General features: G+C 39.4%; 12 protein-coding genes, 1 pseudogene and 1 riboswitch. Of the genes and pseudogenes, 3 read left to right on the top strand and 10 right to left on the bottom strand.

From position 1 onward, the window contains the following. Positions 1 to 115: 115 nt before the first annotated feature. Genes BV902_RS18380 through BV902_RS18370 form a run of 3 tightly spaced genes read right to left on the bottom strand, consistent with a single transcriptional unit; the run spans position 116 to position 4591 of the window. Entirely contained in the window at positions 116 to 1414 is a 1299-nt protein-coding gene (locus tag BV902_RS18380; RefSeq protein WP_075993191.1) for an amylo-alpha-1,6-glucosidase, read from the bottom strand. 30 nt (positions 1415 to 1444) lie between these two features. Continuing rightward, the gene (locus BV902_RS18375; RefSeq protein ID WP_075993190.1) at positions 1445 to 3199 is read right to left on the bottom strand and encodes a class I mannose-6-phosphate isomerase; all 1755 of its coding nucleotides are present in this window, start codon (positions 3197 to 3199) and stop codon (positions 1445 to 1447) included. Positions 3200 to 3253: 54 nt separating this feature from the next. Next, on the bottom strand, positions 3254 to 4591 hold the full coding sequence (locus BV902_RS18370; protein WP_075993189.1) for a sugar porter family MFS transporter: 1338 nt from the start codon (positions 4589 to 4591) through the stop codon (positions 3254 to 3256). Between the two features lie 90 nt (positions 4592 to 4681). Here BV902_RS18370 and BV902_RS18365 point away from each other — a divergent pair, with 90 nt between their 5' ends. Next, entirely contained in the window at positions 4682 to 5419 is a 738-nt protein-coding gene (locus tag BV902_RS18365) for a GntR family transcriptional regulator (RefSeq protein ID WP_232475551.1), read from the top strand. Between the two features lie 68 nt (positions 5420 to 5487). Here BV902_RS18365 and BV902_RS18360 read toward each other — a convergent pair whose 3' ends face one another. After that, entirely contained in the window at positions 5488 to 6720 is a 1233-nt protein-coding gene (locus BV902_RS18360) for a hypothetical protein (RefSeq protein ID WP_216640376.1), read from the bottom strand. Positions 6721 to 7119: 399 nt separating this feature from the next. Here BV902_RS18360 and BV902_RS18355 point away from each other — a divergent pair, with 399 nt between their 5' ends. Next, positions 7120 to 9450, top strand: coding sequence for a GH92 family glycosyl hydrolase (locus BV902_RS18355; RefSeq protein ID WP_075993187.1), 2331 nt, complete (start codon positions 7120 to 7122; stop codon positions 9448 to 9450). A gap of 65 nt (positions 9451 to 9515) precedes the next feature. Here the strand turns inward: BV902_RS18355 and BV902_RS18350 are convergent. From BV902_RS18350 to BV902_RS18335, 4 genes and pseudogenes are all read right to left on the bottom strand, one after another. Further along, positions 9516 to 10698 (bottom strand): annotated as a pseudogene (locus BV902_RS18350) (homoserine dehydrogenase). A 37-nt stretch (positions 10699 to 10735) separates the two neighbouring features. Further along, positions 10736 to 11779, bottom strand: coding sequence for a homoserine O-acetyltransferase family protein (locus BV902_RS18345; protein WP_075993186.1), 1044 nt, complete (start codon positions 11777 to 11779; stop codon positions 10736 to 10738). Between the two features lie 33 nt (positions 11780 to 11812). Next, positions 11813 to 13123 (bottom strand): O-acetylhomoserine aminocarboxypropyltransferase/cysteine synthase family protein, encoded by a 1311-nt coding sequence (locus tag BV902_RS18340; protein ID WP_075993185.1) that lies wholly within the window; start codon positions 13121 to 13123, stop codon positions 11813 to 11815. A gap of 255 nt (positions 13124 to 13378) precedes the next feature. After that, a riboswitch (SAM riboswitch) is annotated at positions 13379 to 13491 on the bottom strand. Positions 13492 to 13672: 181 nt separating this feature from the next. After that, on the bottom strand, positions 13673 to 15700 hold the full coding sequence (locus BV902_RS18335) for an FUSC family protein (RefSeq protein ID WP_075993184.1): 2028 nt from the start codon (positions 15698 to 15700) through the stop codon (positions 13673 to 13675). A gap of 343 nt (positions 15701 to 16043) precedes the next feature. On the opposite strand from BV902_RS18335, the gene BV902_RS18330 reads away from it, so the two are divergent. Further along, positions 16044 to 18494: a TonB-dependent receptor gene (locus tag BV902_RS18330; RefSeq protein ID WP_075993183.1), complete on the top strand. Its 2451-nt coding sequence runs from the start codon at positions 16044 to 16046 to the stop codon at positions 18492 to 18494. A 106-nt stretch (positions 18495 to 18600) separates the two neighbouring features. Here BV902_RS18330 and BV902_RS18325 read toward each other — a convergent pair whose 3' ends face one another. Then, positions 18601 to 20790 carry a glutamine synthetase III family protein gene (locus tag BV902_RS18325; RefSeq protein ID WP_075993182.1) on the bottom strand — a complete coding sequence of 730 codons (2190 nt, stop codon included), beginning with the start codon at positions 20788 to 20790 and terminating at the stop codon, positions 18601 to 18603. Positions 20791 to 20965: 175 nt separating this feature from the next. Continuing rightward, positions 20966 to 23785, bottom strand: coding sequence for a S9 family peptidase (locus BV902_RS18320; RefSeq protein ID WP_075993181.1), 2820 nt, complete (start codon positions 23783 to 23785; stop codon positions 20966 to 20968). Positions 23786 to 23845: the final 60 nt, after the last annotated feature.

The following is a 23845-nucleotide window of genomic DNA, read 5'->3' as shown; positions in this document are numbered from 1 at the left end:
TCTTTCTGGCCAATAAGATTAGACACTTTCAGAAAAAATGCCCCCAGAAAGTGTCTAACTTTTTGGGGGCACTGCAAATTTCCTGCTGCTCTTTTTACATCGCGATAAGCTGTTTTTATTTCGTGCCAGCATGTTCTAGTAATTCGATAGCATCGTAAAGCACACCTGCTTCACCTCTAAAAGTTCCTGAACCTTCTGGTTTATTATCTTTTGTGTACCATTCATAAAAACCTTTATTTTTGATAACACGGGCAAGCATCGGCTGTATTTGTTCATAAGCTTCCTGTTGAAAACCATTTTTAACGAGCTGCTGAATCATACGCCCACCGAACCAGGTCCAGTCCCCACCATTTTGATAACCATACGGATACATGCCCTTGTTTTTAAATGAACCTGCAGGATAAGTTGGGTACACGGTGAGTCCAATTGTTGCCGCACCAGCGTCTTTTACATTTTTAATCATTTTATCCAATGAAACTTTTATTTGCTCTTTGCTGAGTAAATTTGCCTCAATAGCGATAGCTGTTCCTCCATGATAATAGATTTGATTTTCATCAAAATCAGCTGCAAATGGAGAGCCTTTGATATAAATATGGGGAATAAACTTTTGGTTCTTTTCATCCCAAAGGTGTTTCATGGTGTTACTTGCTATGGAAGCTCTGATTTTTTCCCATTTTTCTTTTTTCTCAGGAAGTAGATCCATGTAGTTGTCAAGGGCGATCAAAAACATCGCATTGTCGTAGATGTCCAAAGCAATATGCGAATTTTCATCTAGATGTACACCCCAGTCATGCTCGGGTTGAACGTCGCCCCAATCAACCGTGGTTGCACCCCAAAGTAAACCATAAGTATCATTATAACGTTTGTCCAATAAAAATTGCAAAGCATGTTCCATGCGATCCTTTACAGTTGCATCACCAATTTTTTCATTGAGAAAAGCTTTGTCTTTAGTAGCAACGATATATTTGTGTACCGCTTGAATTAAAGAAGATTCCTGGTCTGTTTCAACGGTGTTTTTATGTGCAGCATAATCAGGAGCCAAGGAGCTGGTGATTGTGTAATAGTCCGATACGCCATTTTTTAAGCTGGACTTTTTGACAAAACCGTCGGCAATATTACCATCAGAACCTTGTAGTTTAAAGAACAAAGCCAATTGATCTTTGATCTGTTCATGGGGATGTACTTTTGTTGCTAAGGTGATAAATGTGTTGTAATCTCTAATCCATACCTCACTGTATCCATCCCCCGCATTGAATCCGCTTTTGATGATGTTCGTAGCCATATCTTTGACAATATGGAAACTGCTATCTTTTTGGATGCTGTCTTGTAAATTGTTCGTAGAAACTTTACTGCCCGCGTTTTGGCAGGACAGTAATAGGAGCGATGAAGATAATGCAAAAAATATAGTTCTCATTGTGCTGTTTGTTTATAATAAATGGTTTAATTAACATTTGGATTCTTTGACAAAAGATTGGATAACCTTGGCCTTACCGTTTCCTAAATTACGCAATGTATAGGACCCAGCAGCAGCAGGAACGGCAAAAGTCTCGGCATAATGGAAGACCCTTTTCATGCCATTTGCTGTCGTCAGCTCAATTGCCTCGCCCTCGACAAGCATCATGATATGACACTGTCCCTGCGTTTCAATCGAAACATTCTGATCGAATTCGTATCTAAAAACATCGTAGAAATGATCTTCATGCGTTGGCAAATGTATTCTTGTTGTTTGCGCATCAAGGACTTTTTCACTGGGCTGAGATAGCAGTGTGTTTTTTACGACATCACCTTTCCGGCTAAAATTGAGGTTAGCGAATGCTCTATCGATATTTAATGGACGTGGTTTCCCATCTAAATCGGGACGCACCCAGTCGTACATTTTAAAGGTATAATTATAAGGTGTTGCACTGATTTCGAGTACGAGATTGTTCACGCCGGAAGAATGTACGGTACCATGTGGAATCAAATATAACTGGTGTTTCTTGGATTCGAATTTTTGAACGTATTGCTCGATATCCATAGCTATTCCGCTATGGAAGCTCTCTTCTAAAGCTGAGCGAAATTTGTCTGCATCAATTGTTTGCTGAAAGCCCAGATACACTTGCGCGTCTTCTTTTCTATCAACGATATAATATGATTCGTCCTGTGTGAAGTTTTCTCCAAATTCTGCTTTTGCATAAGCTGGACTGGGGTGACATTGAATGGATAGGTTGCCGCCATCAAAGGTATCCAGGAAATTGAAGCGTATTGGGAATTCAACATCGAAACGTTGCTGTGCATGACCGAGTACATTGGCACTTTCTTGAAACATCAATTGATCGAATGAAATTTCGAGAGTATGTCCATCTGCTTCGAGCAAAATACCATTTTCTGGGACAATCATTTCGAAGGACCACGCATAGTTTTTGACATCCTGATCGATGCCTGTAAGGTGCTCTTTCATCCATTGTCCACCCCATACTCCGGGTTCAAAAGTTGGTCGTACGCGGAAGTAATTTTTGGACATGGCTTGCAAAGTATTGTGTAGATCTTTCCCTGTAATCCATGGTAAGTTGTGTGATGATTGTTGATCGGCAAGAATTTCGACACGGGACAAGATGGATCTTTTATGTCGGTTCAATATTTCCCAGTCGACAAAATAATAACGCTTATAGGTTTCCTTTTGATTGGTTTGTGTTGAACAGCCTAAATTTAAAGCTTCGCCCGCCCGCATGCGTTGAATAAGCACATTTTTGGGCAGATCAATAAACATCAGTTGACTAGACGTATCGACTAATGATGCGCCAGGACCATAAAAGATGGTATATTCACCTTGTTTTGAATTGGAGTTCGCTAATATTGTTTGAAAATCCGCTAGCTTTTCGGTATCAAAGTATTCAATGAGCTGAATCCCGGCCTTTTTTCCGAACAATGGGTCATTGCCGCCTAGGTAGGGGGAGACAATATCCTGGATGGCTGATTCCGATTTTAAGGCAGAATCCATCGCAATAAATCGTGTGGCTATGCCCTGTTTTTCAAATTCTTGCTCCAGGTTGGGGATGATTGTGTCCCAGTTAACACCTACAAAACCATCAATGCTATGTATATTATGTGTAATGAGATGTGCAACAAGATCTTGGTAAGAATTTGATAAGGATCCTTGAACTGGAAACGTCGGTGCGATTTCGTACTGAAAAGGTTTTGTTTGAGTATTAGAATACATATTGATGTAATTTTTTATTGCAAATGAATGATGTTGAAGTAAATAGCTTTTTGCTTACTTGTTTGTTGATTTTTTGTTGTGTTTTTCAATCCAGAATTTTTCGATCTCCTCCAAAGGTTTGCCCTTCGTTTCTGGAAGAAATCCAAGTACAACAAGGAATGCGATGGCACAGAAAAATGCAAACAACCAGAACGTATAGCGGGCGCCCCAGGAAGCGAGAAGAATAGGCGTTAGTTGCCCCACGATCGCATCGGAAATCCACATCACCATAATACTGATACCCATGGCACGAGCCCGGATGGCATTAGGGAAAATTTCGGCTGCGACGACAAATTTTAGTGGGCCAATGGAAAAAGCAAAGAAAAATAAGAATGAAAGTATCGCGATAATCAATGCGATATTATTGACTTGACCTTGATTAAAAAGATAACCAGTAACCAGCAAACTCACGGTAGCACCCACAGTTCCCAAAAGATATAAGGGACGTCTGCCCCAATTATCAACCTTCCAGATTGCGAAGAAAGTAAATAGCACATTGGCGGCTCCAAAGAATAACTGGGCATGATAGGAATTGTTTAATGAAATACCTGATTCAAGCAATATGCTCGGACCATAATAAACAATTGCGTTGATTCCACTGAGCTGTGAAAATAAAGGGAGGAATAAGCCCAATAGAAAGGCCTTGCGATAAATAGGAGAGAACAGATCACGTAGATTTCCTTTCGAGGAAACATGGCTGACCTCTTGTATATCCGATAGTCCTAATGTGGCACTGATCGCTGCAACTTCAGTGTCTCGTCCATTTTTAGAAAGCCAACGCGGACTTTCAGGAATAAAGTAAACTCCAATGCATAACAATAAAGCCGGTATTGCGCCAACTAAAAACATAGTTCGCCACAGTTCATTTTGCTGGGCGGAGGTATATTCAAGAATCAGGTAATTGCTGATATAGGCAAATAAGATACCGAATGTAATAGCGAGCTGGTAACAGGTGACTGATCTTCCTCTAAATTTGCTTGGCGATATTTCCGCGAGATATAAGGGCACAACAATTGAGGCTATTCCAACACCCAGGCCCCCAATGCTTCTACTCACAATCAATATGCTGTAAGAAGGACTGAATCCACAGCCAATTGCTGAGAATAAAAAAAGCAGGGCCGCAGTAACAAAGGCTGGTTTTCGGCCGTATTTATCTGTTAATGGTCCTGTGAAAAATACACCAACAATACAGCCTAGCAAAGCTGAACTGACAAAAACGCCCTCTTGAGCAGGAGATAGCCCGAAAAATTGCTTCACCAACGGCAAAGCACCTGCAATTACAGCCATATCGAAACCGAAAAGGAGTCCTCCAAGTGAAACGATACATAAAATGATGATAAATCTCTTTGACATCTGCGGTTTATATTAGTATGTATATACATACAAACATATATCTATTTTTTTAATTATGCAAAAAATCTTATTTTAGCACAAGCAATCCAAATGATGAATTTAAAAATAGATCATAAAAGTCCTGTTCCGCTGCATATACAAGCTGAGAATTTGTTACGCGAATTAATTAAGCAGCCTGAATATATAGAAGGGAAATTATTACCCAATGAAATTGAATTAGCAAAAAGATTGGCAATTTCCCGTTCTACTTTGCGTTTAGCGATCAATAAACTGGTATATGAGGAGCTGCTAATTAGAAAGAAGGGGATAGGAACGAAGGTGGCTAGTTCTAAATTCAGTTCAAAATCCAAAAATTGGTTGAGTTTCTCACAAGAGATGAAAAATCGTGGGATTGAGGTGAAGAATTTTGAACTTCACGTCAGCTGGGTTGTTCCGGATAAAGCTGTTTCGAAGTTTTTTAATGTAGATGAGGATCAGAAGCTGTTAAAACTAGAACGTCTGAGAGGAAAGAAAGATGACCCATTTGTTTATTTTATCTCTTATTTCCATCCACGTATAGGTTTAAACGGCGATGAAGATTTTAAGCGGCCTCTATATGAAATCTTAGAAGCCGATTATCATGTCGTTGCAGATCTTTCTCAGGAAGAGTTGGATGCAATGGCTGCAAATAAATTTATAGCGGATAAATTGGAGATTAATATCGGTGATCCTATTTTGTCCCGCAAGCGGTTCGTATTTGACCAATCTGGAAAGCCAATTGAATATAATTTAGGGTTCTACCGTGCGGAAAGTTTTACCTATACTGTTGAAAGCAGAAGAGATTATTAAGTAATTCACACATCCTTTTTGAATGGATAATAGGATGTGTGAATAGCTCATTTATTTATTCTTTTCTTTTAATGATTCTTTTCTACGGTAGTTTCTGCCCAGCTTTCTAGGAGCGCTATTGCTTTACTGAGCACTCCTGCTGAACCTTTGAATTTCCCTGATCCGCTAGGGATGTTATTTTGACCATACCATTCGTAAAATCCTTTGTTTTTCACAACCCGATCGATCATCGGTTGGAGTTCTGCATAGGCTTCTTGATAAAAACCGTTTGAAACGAGTTGCTGGATCATCCGTCCGCCGAACCAAGTCCAATCACCACCATTTTGGTATTGGTAAGGCTGAGCCATTCCTCCGATGAAAAATCCAACCGGATAGGTCGGGTATAAGGTCAATCCAATACTCGGCATGCCAGATAACCGCACGTTTTCCAGCATTTGCGTATTAACTGTTTTTATTTCTGAAAGGGAAAGTAACCCGGCTTCTATCGCGATGGCGGTGCCCCCATGATAATGAATCGTATTTTCATCAAATCCTTTTGGGATAGGAGATGTCTTAGGGTAGAGATGAGGGATGAATTTTTGTTTTTTCTTATCCCATAAATGACGTCTACTGTTTGTTTCGAGACTCTTTTTTAATCCCTTCCATTCTGTCACCTTCGGAGAGTTGGGCTGAATATCAATCAATGTCTGCAATGCAATAATAAACATCGCATTGTCATAAATATCGATCGCCTCATTGGAGAGCTCATTCCAGTCACAACCAAAGCTATCGTTGGGTTGTACATCTCCCCAATCTGCCGTCATCGCACCCCAAAGCAATTGATACTTGTGGTTGAACCGTTCTCTTTTCAAATAATCCAACATGAGTTGGATGCGATCTTTGACAGAAATTCCACCGATAGACTCCTCCAGGATACTGTAATCCTTTGTTTTCAGGATATATTTACCGAGCAGTTGGATGAGTGACGTTTCCTGGTCTGTTTCTACTGTATTTTTAAATCCAACATGGCCTGGCGCATTTTCTGAATAATAAGGTGTGTCATCGTGCCAGGTAAAATCCTTCTTAAGGACATAGCCGTCTACCATTTCACCATTAGGCTGTTGCATCTGAAAGAATACTAAAATGGCCCCTCTAATGTCCGCTTGGGACCGCTCTTCCAAGGCGGTTTCAATAAATGTATTGAGATCCCTGGCCCAAATCTGTGAATAGCCACTTCCAGCATTGAAACCTTCTTTGATGACCTCTCGGGCAAGGCTGTCGACATATTTTAAGTTTTGATCCGCGAGAATGCTTTTTGCCAACTTAAGTTGAGTTATACCGTCGGGTTTTGTTTGTTGTGCAGCTAGTTGGGTTCCGAGTAACAGAAGTATTAGACTAAAAAATAGGGTGTTTTTTTTTCATTGTGGTTTTATTGTAATTTTCATCTACTTCAGGGCTTTTGATCGAAGATCAGCCGTCCAATGTGTGTTTTTTGAATTTATTTACTGGTTATGTTTTTAGTATGTATGTACAATCAAAGTTATGGAAAAATGTCATTATTTAAGCTTTAATAACGTTTTATTTGGTTAGTATTTAAAATTTTACAAATTTAGGCAGTATGGTGAGGCCGCTTTCGTATTTAAATCGCGTAAGAAAATAGATATCATGTTTATACATACTCTATTTTTTTGTAAGTTTGCTGTAGAACCTAATTGAAAACAATGGTAAAGCGTATCATTTATTATTTTTGTAGTTTATTTGTTAGTACGGCAGCTGTTTTCGCACAGCAGAAAACAGATCTGACCGTTTTTGTAAAACCTAATATTGGATCCGTTCATAGCCGGTATTTCTTTTATACACCAGCAGCAGTGCCTTTTGGAATGGCTAAGCTCGCTCCGAGCACAAATGGAAGCTATGGGAACAAGTCAGGCTGGGAAGCTGTGGGGTACGATGATAGGCATGGGTCAATAGAAGGATTCGCTAATTTTCACGAATTCCAAGTAGGCGGAGTGGTATTTGCACCGTCCGTTGGAAAATTGAAGACAACTCCTGGTCAACTTGATCGTCCACAAAGCGGCTATCGTTCTGCTTTCGATAAGAAAGATGAGTTTGCTACTTCTGGCTATTACCGCGTCAAGTTAAAAGATTATAATATACTTGCGGAGCTCACTGCAACCAAGCGCGTCGGTTTTCATCGGTATACTTTTCCAAAAACTGAAGAAGCCAACCTTATTTTCGATATTGGCCATGTTATGGGGGAAAGTGGCCCGGTCGTTGATGCTGAAGTGAATTATGACAAAAAGCGCGTCTGGGGATATGTGGTTACCAACCCTGTATACGTACAAAAATATCAGCAGGGTGCTCACGTTAAGATGTTTTTCTTCGCGGAGATAAACAAACAGCCTAAATCTTTTGGGACATTTAGAGATTCCACAACTTTCGATCAACATAGTCGTATAAAGGGAAAAGGGGCTGGCTTGTTCCTGAAATTTGATACCCAGGTAGGGGAATCTATCGAAGTCAAGACCGGTTTGTCTTATACATCCGTGGAAAATGCACAACTGAATTTGCTTAAAGAAGCAAAAGATATGTCGTTTGATACGGCAAAGAAAAATGCCTTGCAAACCTGGAATAGTGAACTGGGAAGAATTTTGGTGGAAGGGGGGAAAGTGGACGACCGCATTAAATTTTATACTGGATTGTATCATGCTTTACTTGGTCGTGGGCTTGCAAGCGACGTCAATGGTGCATATCCCAAAAATGATGGCTCGGTAGGGCAGATTGCTCTAAATAAACAGGGGCAACCTATTCATCATCATTATAATACCGATGCGATCTGGGGCGCATTTTGGAATTTGACACAGTTATGGTCCATTGCTTATCCGGACTATTACAACGACTGGATTCAGAGTCAATTGTTGGTTTATCGCGATGCCGGTTGGTTAGGAGACGGTATTGCCAACAGTAAATACGTTTCGGGTGTAGGGACTAATTTTACAGGTTTGGCAATTGCAGCGGCGTATAATGTGGGTATTCGTGACTATGATGTGAATCTTGCCTATGCTGCGGTGCGCAAAAATGAATTGGAAGGGAAAGACCGTCTGCCTGGAGCGGGGAAGTTAGATGTAGGAGTTTTCGTTCGCAAGGGCTATTCACCCTATATAAAAGATGATAATGGTAGTCCCGAATTAATGACCAATGGATCTCCATTTGGTGCTTCGCATACCTTGGAATATGCTTTTTCTGCTGCTGCAGCCGCACAGTTTGCAAAATCATTGGGGCACCAAAAAGACTACATTAAATTTCAGGGATTATCCGATGGATGGCGCAATCTGTACGATACTACGACGAAGTTTATGCGACCAAAGGATAGTACTGGGCGATTTATTTCAAACTTTAACCCTTATGAACCATGGCGTGGATTTCAGGAGGGAAATGCTTGGCAGTATACCTTCTATGTTCCGCATGCCCCACAGGAATTGGTTAAACTGGTTGGAAAGGATCTGTTTAATCAGCGGTTGGATAGTATTTTTACGGTGTCGCAGAAGAATGTGTTTGGAGGCGGTACACAAATTGACGCTTTCGCAGGGATTGAAAGTCTTTATAATCATGGTAATCAACCGAACCTGCATATCTCTTGGTTATTCTATTTTTCTGGTAGACCTGATTTAAGTCAGAAATGGGTACGGGCAATTTGCAATGAATTTTATGGTAATGATGCAATACACGGTTATGGCTACGGACAAGACGAAGACCAAGGACAGCTTGGCGCATGGTATGTCTTGTCGAGTATCGGCCTATTCGACGTACGAAGTCTCACCACCGAGAAGCCCGCGCTTCAGATTGGCGCGCCACTTTTTGATCGGGTAACGATACAATTACCGGAGAAATTAAGAAAAAATAAATTTATCATTCAGGTGAAGAAGGAGCAACCCAATAGTTATATTGTTGATCAGGTTCGGTTGAATAACCGCCTGTGGAAAGGTTGGCAGCTTCCTTTTGAACGCCTGGTAGAAGGTGGGATTTTAGATGTCAAGTTGAAAGGCAACTAAATTTAAGCAATAAAAAAATAGCCCCATTCGGGGCTATTTTCAAGGTAGGTTGGTTTGTTGATTGCCTACGCGATTTCAGCAATAAAATTGCCCTCTTGATCCAAATCGGCTTTGTGAGCTGCGATTTGTTGAAGATTAATATGTCCTATGACATATTTGAAATCTGGTGCGTAATATCGTTCTGTGATTTCACTGAAATTTAACTTTTCAATCAGCGTATCATCTGTGTATCTCAAATAAACCTTAATTAAATAATCTTGGCTATAATTTAATGTGCTGGATTCTAAATGTTTTTTATATTCATAACGGTATCCATAGCGAAGGGCAGCGATATCCGATAGTACAGCAGAACCCGTAGGGTGGCCACCGGCCCCTTTACCATAGAAAAATTGTTCGTCTGCAAAGGCCGCTTTTACCAATACACCATTGTTCTCATTTTCCACATTATAGAGCATGCTGTCTTTGCCTACTAGGCGTGGTAATACATAAAGTACAACTTTGTTGCCGTCGATCTCTTTTGCTGTTGGTATCAATTTGATCTTGAGGTTCTTTTCTTTAGCAAAACGAATATCTTGCTGTCTCAATTTGTCAATACCAATATTAAAGACATCGTCTGGTTTGACATAGATTCCGTACGCATGGGAAGCAACAATACATACTTTAAATTTTGGGTCAAATCCACCTACATCAAGGGTTGGATCTGTTTCTGCAAAACCAAGTTCTTGCGCTTTCTTTAAAGCGTCTGTGTATTGCTGGTTTTCATTGAAAACTTTAGATAAAATATAGTTGGAAGATCCATTAAAAATACCGCTGACAGAATGAAGTAATTCATTGTCATAGTACTCTTCTAAATTCCGTATAATGGGAATACTTCCGCAAACGGCACCTTCATACAATAAACTGGTGCCGTATTCATGTTGGATATCAACCAGCTCTTCCAAATGGCTGGCAATCATTTTTTTTATTGGCAGATACCACATTTTTTCCCGATTTCAAGGCACGAACAGTTAGTTGATAGGCTGCTTCGGCATCATCTATTAGTTCGACAACAGTATTAATTTCTGGGTCACCTAAAATTGTTTCGGCATCGGTAGAAAATAGATCTGCTGGTAGCGAGCGCTTTTTATCTCCGTTTTTAATGACAAATTTTTTGATTTCCAGATTAAGGTTTTTGGTTTTGATGATATCGTAAAGACCTTGGCCTACTACACCAAACCCAAACATCCCTATTGTTAATTTATTACTCATATCTCTTCTTAAATTCTCTTATATATTATTTATTCTCTTATACTAATTCGTTGATGTATTCTTTTTGTTTCCGCAGAAAGCTGCTGATGATTTTCGTGAGTTTTTTTGTTTCGATCAAAAACCCATCGTGGCCATAAGTAGATTCGATCTCCTGATAGTGGGCATTCGGAATATGTTGAGCGATGAATTGTTGCTCTTGTGGAGGAAACAACAAATCTGTATTGACGCTCAGCACTAAAGTTGGACAGTCGATGCTCGCTAAAGCGGATTCGATAGATTTTCTTCCACGACCTAAATTATGGCTGTCCATTGCTTTGGTTAGGAAGTAATAGCTGTACGCATTATAGCGTTTTACCAATTTTTCACCCTGATAGTTTTGATAGGAGGATGCTTTATAATGATCGAGTTTTTCGTTATCATACTCCTTTTGTGTGTTGGCATACGTTGTATAGTTGCGGTAAGACAACAGTGCCATAGCGCGTGCAACTTTTAAACCCTTAGCTCCGCCATCGGGATGATTCGCATAAAAGGTTCGATCAGTAGTAATGGCAAGACGTTGACTTTCATTGAATGCAATACCCCATGCTGAATGGACGGCATTTGTTCCAACGACGATTAGATGGTTGATGGCTATACTGCGTGATACGGCCCATTCCAATGCTTGTTGACCGCCCAATGAGCCCCCAATAAGGATCTCTATTTGTTTGATATCCAGGTGGTCTGCAAGAAATTGATGGGCTTTGACCAAATCCCTTACTGTAAATTCAGGAAAAGATAAGTAGTAAGGTTGTCCAGTAGCAGGGTTTATAGATAGCGGATTACTGCTATTATATGCTGATCCGATGACATTGGCGCAGATAATAAAATAATCGTTTGAATCAAATAGTTCACCTGTTCCAAAAAGACCTGACCACCAATCCAGTACATCCGCATTGGCCGTTAGTGCATGGCAAACCCAGATCACATTACTGCGATCTGCATTGGGTTTGCCAAATGTTTCATAACTGATTTGTAAATCAGTAAGCTCTCTTCCATTTTCAAATACAAAAGGCTCCGGGTGCAGATAAATATGCTTACTCATTTTACGTTTACGTTTTAAGCCGAAAAAATCTGATTATTTAATTTTATCAAAAGCTTGTTGTAAATCAGCTTTGATGTCATCAATATGTTCTATTCCTACAGAAAGACGTAATAAACCTTTGAACACTCCGGCATTGGCTTGATCTTCATCACTCAATTGTTGGTGAGTAGTCGCTGCTGGATGGATAATCAATGACTTCGTATCACCGACGTTGGCCAGGTGACTGATCAATTCTAAGCTGTCGATAAAGCTATTGGCCTTTTGTGCTGCGTCACCTTTGAGCTGGAAAGAAAGCACTGCACCATAGCCATTTTTAAGGTATTTTTGTGCGTTAGCGAAGCTCGGAGAGCTTTTTAAGCCCGGATAGTTTACTTTTTCTACCTGTGGATGCGCCTCAAGCCATTTAGCTACCTCTAAAGTGTTGTCTACATGGCGTTGCACCCGTAAAGACAGGGTTTCAAGCCCTTGTAATAATAAGAATGAATTGAAAGGAGAGAGTGCTGGCCCGAAATCCCGAAGCCCTTCCACACGTGCCCGAATGGCAAATTGAATATTTCCAAACGGTCCGCCTTCACCGAAAACTTCGGAAAAAACTAAGCCATGATAGCCTTCAGATGGTTCGGAAAATTGAGGGTATTTTCCATTGCCCCAATTGTAGTTTCCGCCGTCGACGATGACACCACCAATGCTTGTACCATGTCCACCGATCCATTTAGTAGCCGATTCAACCACCACATTCGCACCATACTCCAAAGGTTTAAATAAATATCCCCCAGCTCCAAAAGTATTATCGACGATTAACGGTAAGTCATATTTTTTTGCTACTGCAGCAATTTTCTCAAAGTCTGGAATATTGAAACTTGGGTTTCCAATTGTTTCAACATAGATGGCCTTTGTTTTATCATCAATGAGGGCTTCAATTTTATCTGCCTCGGCGTCCGTTGCAAATCGAGCTTCGATGCCCAGACGTTTAAAAGAAACTTTAAACTGGTTGAATGTACCGCCGTATAAGTTGGATCCGGCAACAAAATTGTCACCACTTTCCAAGATATTATTTAATGCAATAAACTGTGCCGCCTGGCCAGATGCAACAGCAACAGCCGCGACTCCACCTTCCAGTGCCGCAATACGTTGTTCGAAAACATCCGTGGTAGGATTCATAATCCGTGTATAAATATTGCCGAACTGCTTTAATGCAAATAAGTTTGCGCCGTGTTCGGCATTTTCAAATACAAAAGATGTTGTTTGATATATAGGAACTGCTCTAGATCCCGTAGTAGGGTCAGCGACTTGGCCAGCGTGAACCTGAAGAGTTTCGAATTTTAAATTTTTGTTTGAAGACATAATATATCAGATTTTAAGGGTTCAAAAAGAAATTGCTAAGTAAAAAGAGAAGCATACACACCTCCTTGAAGGGTCTGTTAAATCTTTATCCAAGAAAAAGGAAATGATTCTTAACAAGCGTGGAAGTGCATATGCATACGCATTCGCATCAATACAGTTGTATGATGGCTTACACTTTCGCTTATCGTGCGGCTCACTTGTGTTGAACCTGAATTTTTAATGGACTTCAGTAGTTTAATAATCATTGTCTTATGTTATTTATATGCTCCAAAACGATATTGTTTTGGACAGGAATTGGCACCTTTTCAAACAAATTGAAGGTTGCCAGTGGGTCATTGAGCCAGTCTCTCGCCACTTCTTTATAAATCAAGACCTACTGATTAAGGGAGGTGTTGATTAGAAATCTTCTTTCGAAGACGATACAAATATAAACTCTTTTTTTATTAAAGCAAAAGAAAAGCTGTTTTTTAGTTAAAGGAATTTTGAATAACATACGGATCGGATCGCATATTGTTCGATGAAACTTGATAAGTAACTGCCAATCGGGTATTATGATTTCTTTAAGTTGATCCGTTCTGCAATTTGATTTAAATCTGTTAAAAGAGGTTTAAGTGCATCAATTCTACTATGGATGTCATACGTCAGGTGGCGATTCGTCTTTTTGCTTAACGATAGCGAAAGACCCACCAAATGGGAGTTGACCTGATAAGAGAGTGCCTGAAAATGGTGTATATGTGACCAATCCATCCATTTGTGTTCGGGTTCTTTTTTCATTTGATTGATAGCGTCTGAAAACAGGGCCATGGCAGTCTGCGCTTTTTTGCGAGCCAGCCGTATATCAAACGAACTTTGTCTCTCGTCCGACAGACGGTTATTGATGATCTGGAAATAATGTTCGTTGTAAAGAGATACCTCTTTTGCCAGCTGAACCATGCCTGTGCTCTGGCGTACAGGTATCAAGAAATAACCTGCTATAGCCAAGAATGCTCCAATAAGTGTAAAAAGCATTCGGCTGCCTAAAATGAGATTGATATTGCCTTCAAACAAATTGAGTGCAATCACAATTCCCAAGGTAATAAAGATGACACTGACCATATAATTAGATCGATTGAATAAAAAGAATCCGAAAAGACCTAATGCAGCTATGGTAAGAAGAGCCGGGAGAAAATGAATAGCAATTAAGCAGAATATGCCAACGATTATACCCGAGAATGTGCCTACAATACGCTCTATATTACGCTTTTTTGTCATTGAAAATGCTGGTCTGGCAACAATAGCGATCGTCAGTAAGATCCAATAGGTATATTTAAAATCTAAAAATAAAATACCGATCAATGCGCCTGTTCCAAAAAGAAGAGCCATCCGAACGGCAAATCGAAAAAGCGGGTTATTCAGATGGAGTTTACTTTTTAGATCAGCAAGATTGCGCAAAGGTCGATTGATAAATTGTTGGTACTCACTGCTGTCAATCTTATCCTGGATTTCCTGATTTTGATAAAAAGCCACCTGAATTCGGTTGAGCACTTCAATAATTGCTTCGATGTTGCTTATGATCGAATATAATATACTTTTTGCTTGACCGGCCTGCTCTTCTTGAATTTCTTTTAAATCCTGTAAGAGGGCATTAATTTTAAAGTTATTGTGATATAATTGATGTGCATACCGAAACCTCTTGTTAGGTTGTGAAAAGCTATCAATTTCTAAAGCTAATAATTTGATTGTTTGACGGATTAAAGGGAGGCTGCCCGTGTCTGCAAGGTTTTTGCGAATCGCATCATAGTCGTGATCAAGTGCAATAATTAACTCATGGAGGTCAATTAACCCATAAACTTGACTGAGCCAATAATTGCTTTTATGCCACTGTTGGCTTATGATTTTTTTTTCTCGAAAAAGAAGGGACCTGATTTGTTCCTGCTGTTCGCTGATCTGGCCATGAATTTTGCCTACACGACTGTACGTTATATTCAAAGGAATATCGGGATCGTAAGACTGGGATCGTATCAATAGAAATTGGGATAATCCATGAAAACCATTGGCCATCGCATGTTTTAGCGAGCGATAAGGTTGTATATAGGCCTGTAAAAGGCTAAAAAAGTAATATATAATGGATCCTGTTGTAATCTGTAAACTAACTGCAAGGGGGTGTTGCGGGGCCATTCCGATCACAAAACTCATGAGAATCAATGTCATGTTTCCAATTGCAGCATAACGAGCTCCAAAAAGACCGTATAACGTACATATAAAACCGGCCGCCGCTAGCAATATAACCAAGGGCCAATGATACGGAAATACAATCGCTGTAAACAATGATGCAACGAAAAAGGTGGGAATACATACGAGAGCAGAAGAAAGTTTATCCTTTCTGTTTCCAGGAGGATCTGTGAGTGTTGTTAATAACGATCCGACACCGATTCCAATTGCCGTGCTCGCTTGCGCTCCCAATAAGTAGATCGCTAAACTTGGCAAGATGCTGATGGAAACATTACGTAATGCGTCTCCAGAATGCTCGCCATGCATAAATCGTATCATAAGGATATAAATACGGTAGAATCTTTTCTTCAATGATACAGTGCTCATTAATCAGTTTACTAATTTTCTGTGTAAAAATACAAATATTATGCTTGATATTTTTTGTGTACAATTTATTTGTTTTGATTTTTGTTTATTTTTTGAATTTTTATTTTGATTCGATGTGCTTTTCTTGCGCTGTGCTTTTTGGAGATTCAAGATTAGCTGGGATGATTTCACCGGCTTTAGCATCGATCAGTGAGGGATATGGTTTACCGATGTTATTTGGTTGTCTACCGAGTGAATCGGACGATCTATCTATTTCTACTAGTCAACGTGTAATGAATACACGAGGTTTGTTGTCATTATTATGAAGTTGACTATCTAATCGATAGCCTAAAGAAATTACATTATGAAACCACAAAAAATTAAATTGCTCTTATTTTCTCTTATTTTATTCCTGTTTTCTATTGCCGGACCCGTTTCAGCACAGTCTGACGGCGGAAGATTACGTACAGTCGTTGTTGGACAAGACAACCAGCCTATTGTGGCTGCAAATATTTCACTATTTCGGAAGCCCAATGATATCTTGTTAAAAGGAACTTTATCCAACGAAAATGGAGAAATTGTGTTATCTGCGATTCCCGAGGGCAAGTATAGCCTACAGGTGTCCACGGTAGGGTATGCTATTTATCGTTCTGCTGAAATGGTTGTAAGTACGGGAGATCTCAAGGTGCTGGATACGATTCGTTTACAAATGGAAAGTAAAGTGTTGAGTGAGGCACAGGTGATCGGTAAGAAGCCATTGATTGAAAGTCATCTCGATAAAGTTGTCCTCAATGTCGAAAACAGTATTTTGGCAACAGGGAATAACGCATTGGAGCTCCTGCAAAAGGTTCCAGGAGTAACTTTAGACAACAAAAAGATCAATCTACGTGGAAAAAGTAATGTGATTATCATGATTGATGGTAAGCCTACTTATCTTTCTGCTGATGAAATATCGCGATTATTGGAAAATACGGCTTCCAATGCAATAGCGTCGATCGAAGTACTGACCAATCCACCCGCAAAATATGATGCCGCAGGGAATGCAGGAATCATTAATATTAAGACAAAGAAGAATACGCAATTTGGAAGTAATGTTAGTTTAAACCTCAATTTAGGGCAAGGTAAATATACAAAGGCGGATGGTGGCTTTCTAATAAACCATCGTAACAATTGGGTAAACTTATTTTCTTCTTATAACTACGCAAATGCCTTAGGATTTAATGATTTAGATATCGATAGGGCTGTAGATACCAAAAATGGAACGACTTTTTTCAATTCGGATTCTTATTCGAAATTCCGTTATCGAGGCCATAATTTCAAATTTGCGGCAGATTTTAACCTGGGAAAACAGGAAATCATTGGATTTGTGGTTAATGGTAATGTAAGCAATGGCCATTCAACACGCGAGGGAAGCAATCTGATCGCCTCTCAAAAAGGAAAGCTTGATTCGATTGTATTAGGAAGCAATTTGTCAGATTTTAAATACCATTACCTCACTTATAATCTTAACTACAAAAAGACATTTGATACTTTAGGGACTGAATTGACCGTTAATGGGGATTATTCATATTCGAAAAATAATGACAATAGCACTGTTGGAAACCGTTTTCTGGACGCAAATTGGGAAGAATTTAAATCACCGAATATTTTCCGGAATGATATGCTTTCTAAGACAAACATATTAGTTTTTAAAACTGATTTTGTGCATCCTTTTAATAAAACGACGAAACTTGAGGCGGGCTTAAAATATAGCCGCGTAAAAACAGATAATAATTTGTTGTACGAAGATCAGGATCAGCAAGGCGAGTTTGTGCAAAATAATGGTCAAAGTAATCAGTTTTTGTATAATGAAAATATAGCTGCAGCTTATTTCAGCCTAAATAAATCGTTCGGAAAGTTTTCCGTACAAACTGGACTGCGTGTTGAAAATACGAGCTCCCTGGGAAATTCGGTGACGCTAGGGCAACAAACAAAACGGACCTATACCGATTTTTTTCCATCCATATTTGTACAGCAACAGATTAATGATAATCACAAGCTTGGTGCGAGTTATAGCAGACGTATTGACCGCCCTGATTATGGGTCATTGAATCCCTTTGTGTATTATTTGGATCAATACACGTATCAGTATGGCAACCCTTATTTAAATCCACAATATACTAATTCGTATGAAGTAAATTATACTTTTAAAGAGCGCTATTTATTGAGTTTGGGCTACAAGAGGACCAACGATGCCATCACTCAGGTCATAGAAAGCAATTCGGAGACCAAAGCTATTGCACAGACAGACCGAAACCTGGCTTATTTTGATTATTACAACATGAATGTCAATATACCAGTTAAACTTTTTAAATGGTGGAGTATTTCTAACAATGCCAGCGCTTTTTATAATAAGTTTAGTTTTGATGAGCACTCCGGAGCGCAACGCCAATTGGAAAAGTTATCCTTCCAGGTAAGTTCCAATCATGATATTCGAATTGGGGAAACAACAAACCTGGAGCTGACAGCCAATTATTTTTCGCCAGCAGTTTATGGGGTATTTAGTTTTCAGTCTTACTATGGTATCGATCTTGGTGCTGGAAAAACATTTCTTGACAAAAAATTGAATGTGAAGTTGGCTGTAAATGATGTGTTGAATACAAGAGGTCAGCGCAGATTGTCGAGTTATCAGGAAAATGGATACTATCGTATCCGCAATGGATATGATAGTCGGGTTATCCGATTGTCAGTTTCTTATCGTTTTGGTAATATGAATATTAAGTCAGTCAATAAGAAGGCTGGTAATAATGATGAAGATAATCGTTTAAAAAAATAGGAGCTACTGTTGTGAGGGGAGATAAGGAGCAAGAGATAACGAACGTTTCCCTAAAACAAAAAGAGCCTGCGGTATCGCAGGCTCTTTTTGTTTTAGAGAAGTTATCTTAACTTAAAAATAAGATCTCTCTCAATTTTGGAAGAGGCCATTTTTTGTCATCAACAATTTTCTCCAATTTGTTGACATGATAACGGATCACATCGAAATATGGTTTAACCGATTCATCGTAAGCGATTGATCTTTCACGTACGTCATCAATTTGGTTTGCTTTTTTACGTTCCTGACGCATTGCTTCCGCCTGCTCTAGGATGGTATTTACGTGTGTTGAAATACGTTCTACAAAGTTCAATTGAGAGCTGAATGCTGCCTGCGCTAGACCAAGGTCTTTTAATCCTTTGACATTTTCAATCAATTCGTTTTGATAAATGAAACATGCAGGAGCAATTTGGTTATTAACCATCTCTTCGATGACACGTGCCTCAATTTGTAATTTTTTATAGAAGTTTTCAAGCAAGATTTCGTGGCGAGCTTCTGATTCACGTTTAGTATAAATACCTAGTGATTCAAACAGGGCTAAAGATTCTTCTTTTACATAAACATCTAATGCTTTAGGTGTAGATTTGATGTTAGAAAGACCACGTGCCTCAGCTTCTTTTTCCCACTCTTCGCTATATCCATTGCCTTCGAAACGGATTGCTTTTGAATCTTTGATGTATTTGCGGACAACATTTAAGATCGCAAGATCCTTTTTAATGCCTTTTTTGATTTGTTTATCTACTTCCGTTTTGAACTCGATCAATTGTGCTGCAACGATTGCATTCAATACGGTCATCGGTAAAGCAGAGTTTGCAGAAGAACCAACAGCGCGGAACTCAAACTTGTTACCTGTAAAAGCAAATGGCGAAGTACGGTTCCGGTCTGTATTGTCCAATTTCAATTCAGGAACCTTAGGAATACCATGCCATAAGTTTGCCTCTGCTTTTACTTTTTTAGCAACACGAGCAGATTCAACTTCTTCTAAAAGCTCATCCAATTGAGAGCCTAAGAAAATCGAAATAATTGCTGGCGGAGCCTCATTTGCGCCTAGGCGGTGATCGTTGCTTGCACTAGCAATAGAAGCGCGCATCAAATCAGCATATTCATAAACAGCTTTAATGGTATTGACAAAGAAAGTCAAGAACATCAAATTGTTTTTAGGCGTTTTTCCAGGAGATAATAAATTTACACCGGTATTTGTGATTAAAGACCAGTTGTTGTGTTTACCAGATCCGTTGACACCGGAGTATGGTTTTTCATGCAACAATACTTTGAAGTTGTGTCTTAAAGCAACTTGTTCCATGAGATTCATCAACAATTGGTTGTGATCGATAGCCAAGTTGATTTCTTCGTACATTGGAGCACATTCAAATTGAGAAGGTGCAACTTCGTTGTGACGAGTCTTTAAAGGAATGCCTAATTTTAACGCTTCATTTTCCAAATCCACCATGTAAGCTAATACGCGCTCTGGAATTGCACCAAAATAGTGGTCTTCCAATTGTTGGCCTTTTGCCGACATGTGGCCAAATAACGTACGGCCAGTTAACTGAAGATCTGGACGAGCATTATATAAGGAAAGGTCAACCAAGAAATACTCCTGTTCAATACCAAGAGAAGCATTTACTTTAGTGACCGATTTATCAAAATATTGAGCAACATCTGTTGCCGCTTTATCTACAGCGTTGATCGCTTTCAATAAAGGAGCTTTATAGTCTAATGATTCACCCGTATAGGAAACAAAAACTGTTGGAATACATAATGTTTTACCAGCGCCTGTTTCGTAAATGAAGGCAGGAGAAGATGGATCCCAAGCTGTATAACCTCTAGCTTCGAACGTGTTACGGATACCGCCATTTGGGAAAGAAGATGCATCAGGCTCTTGTTGAACCAGTGCGTCAGCTGTAAACTTTTCAATGGCTTCACCGTTTTCATCTGGCTCAAAAAAAGCATCGTGTTTTTCAGCAGTCGAACCTGTCAGCGGTTGAAACCAGTGTGTGTAGTGAGAAACGCCGTGGTTAAGTGCCCAAGTTTTCATGGCCTGTGAAATGTGTTCAGCCAAATCTCTTGAAATAATCTGTCCCTCTTCAATGGATGCAACTAACTCCTTGTATGAATTTTTAGGAAGGTAGTCTTTCATTTTGTTTACGGAAAAAACATTCTTTCCGTAGATGTCAGTTGCTTTTTTAGTTTCAACTTTTTCAAATGAAGCAATTTGGCGTGAGCCTGCTGCTTCTACTGCTTTGAATCTTAGGTTCGACATTTGTATTTTGTAGTTAAATTACAGTTTTGTTGATTTTGTTTTTCAAAAATATTGTGTTTTTATTGAAAACTGAAATTTTTTTTGATGTTTTTTGTGAAATAATTCAAAAATTATGGTTTTTGGCTAATAAAAAAGGTGTGATTTCTATAAATCACACCTTTTTTATTGTTTTGTGTTATAATTCGAATCCCCAGTCTATTCCTTTTTCGGTGGCAGGTACTCCTTTCTTCATCCAAGCAGGAGCGGGGGCACCTTTTAGGAAATGATCGAAGAACTGCTGCTCGCGAATTTGTATATCCTTGCGGTTTTGTCGCAGCATGAGGTTATGTTCATCACCATTATAATTCAGCATCCATACAGGTTTGTTTAATCGGCGCAATGCAGTAAACATTTCAATGCCTTGATACCATGGTACGGCCCCATCATTGTCATTGGCCATAATGACAACGGGAGTTTTAACTTTATCCAAATGGAATAAAGGTGAGTTTTCGATGTACAGTTCCGGAGCTTCCCATAGGGTTTTTCCGATGCGGCTTTGTGTATGTTCGTATTGGAATTGACGCGACATACCGGTCTGCCAGCGTATTCCGCCATAGGCAGATGTCATGTTGACAACAGGAGCACCAGTCCAAGCTGCAGCATACATATTGGTCCGTGTAATGAGGTGAGCAACTTGATAGCCGCCCCAACTTTGACCTTGTATTCCCATCTTCGTACTATCAACCCATGCATTCTGAGCGAGGTATCTCATCCCCGAATTGATGTATTCTTCAGCTGATTGACCAGGGTGACCTGTTTTGTAGCTTATATTTGGTGCAAATACAAGGTATTCGTTACTTACAAAATAGGGGATGTTCAAACGTGATGGCGTAGGAGCAGGAGGTTGATATGTATATAATCCATCGGAAAGCTTTTCATAGAAATAAGCTATAATGGGATATTTTTTTGCAGGATCAAAATTTTCTGGTTTATAAAGAATTCCCTCAGCCTGATTTCCTTCAGGCGTTGTCCAGTGAACAAGCTCCGCTGTACCCCAATTGTAATTAGCCTGTTGGGGGTTAATATTGGATAGCTGTAATTCGTCTTTGAACTTAATGGTATTGGTATATATATTAGGTGAATTCATATAATCCTCTTTACTGTACAGTATCGTCTGTTGATCTGCTGATGAGCTGATATTCTTGAACGTTTTTGCCTCTACCAAAAGACGTTTAGGATCGTTATGTTGTCCCTTGAACTGGTAGAAACCAGACTCTTTGGTTTTATTGTCAAAAGACGTTAGAAAACCACCCTTTTTATAGTCGAGTGTTGTGGCTTGTTCGCGATCCTCTTCTCTTTTTAAAGGCAAGTAGCGGAAAGTTGTCTGGGAAGCAGCTCCATAGCCGTTTGTCAAGATGGATTTGTTGGATCCGTCCAAGTTAAAATACCAGATATCATATCTCGAATTGACGTAAATCCCTTTAAAGTCTGGGCTCCACGCCGTCATGCCGTATCCTTGTGCTGAGGTAGGCATATCATTTTCCTCGTCGGCAAAGGACGCCGGTATACCGTCATTTAGAACTGTTTTTTTCTTTGAACTAACCTGATAGGAATTCCAGGTTCCTTTATCTTGGTCGAAATATACGATGTATTTTGCGTCAGGACTTAAGATTGCATTTCCCGAAAAGTCTGAAAGGATTAACTCTTTATTTCCTGTTTTTGTCGAAACCAGATAGATGTCATCTCTTGTTCTACCTTCCCATTGGCTTGCGATGCGCTTGCCAAAATCAGTACGCGCTAAGATATACTCTTCATTTCCGTCCGGTGTAAGTGCGGTGGAGTTGAATGTTTGGTCCGTTAGGGGGATAATGTTACGATTGTATTTGGGGTAAGTGACCGCTAAGAAGTTTCTTGCAAGGTCTTTCTTTAAATTTACCAACTGCATGGGTTGTAAATAATCGTCTTGCCAGTTCCAAACGTCTACTTTAGCATGCTCAAAATCAACCAAAGTGGTGTCTTTGACACGCGGTATTGGTGCTATGCCGAAAAATAACTTCTCTCCATTTTTGCTGAAACGGATATCCCCATCCCCGCTAACGGCCCAGTTTTTAGGTATACCATTGCTGGTTTTTGTTGCGAGATATTGGGCTGTATCTATACCATTTGAATAGTAATATAAATTATAATTTTTCAGCAATGCCTTTTCATTGGAGAGATCCCCTAGGTAAGCGAGCTGGTTGCCTGATTCATCAAATTTGAAATTTTTATAATTGCCTTTTCCATTTGATATCTTTTTAAGCTTTTTAGTTGCTATTTCGTAGAGGTAGACTCCAGAATCTTTTGACAGGCTATCTTTAGAATCTGTTTTTTTTGAAAAAACAATTTTTGATCCGTTTTTATTCCATTCGTATTGGTCTACGGATGAAAATTGTACCGAATCACCAGAATTTAAATCATATAAAGCAAGAGTGGCAACCGTTTTTTTCTTTTTATCGCTGCTTTTCTTTGCTGATGGGGCATCAGTGGCCGTCTTTGTTTCAGATTTTTCATTTATTTCCTTGTCGAAAAGAAAAGAAACGAAATTGTTGTTTTGATCGGCAATTTTGTAGGATTTTACCTGCGCAAATTTGACAAGGGATGAAGTCGTTAAATTGTAGATCGCCAATGAATCTTTTGGGAGTTCTTCGGCTTTCTTCTTTTTGATTTTGGCTTCGCGGGTTACGGCAAATGGCGCTTTTACCAAACTTAGCAGATGGTTTTCAGTATCTGTCAGTTTTCCATTATATCCGCGGGGAATTTGAATGAGTTCTTTGTTTTCTTTGGTTTTGAGAAAAAGCTGATTATCGCCTTCTTGTGGTACGACCTGGAACAGGACAAATTTTCCCGATTTACTGATATAGGGCGATGATACGCTTTGCCAACTATCATATACCGTATGATCCAATGGTTTCTTTTGTGCATGGGCAGCGAATGCTGCCAGAAAACAAAATGGAATACAGATACTTTTCTTATTCATATTTTAAACCTTTTTGTCGCAATTTATTCATAAAAAATAAATAAACATCGATTTTTTGGT

The sequence above is a fragment of the Sphingobacterium sp. B29 genome, assembly GCF_001952815.1.
In the GTDB taxonomy this organism is placed as follows: domain Bacteria; phylum Bacteroidota; class Bacteroidia; order Sphingobacteriales; family Sphingobacteriaceae; genus Sphingobacterium; species Sphingobacterium siyangense.
This window is presented reverse-complemented; position numbering and strand designations above follow the sequence as displayed.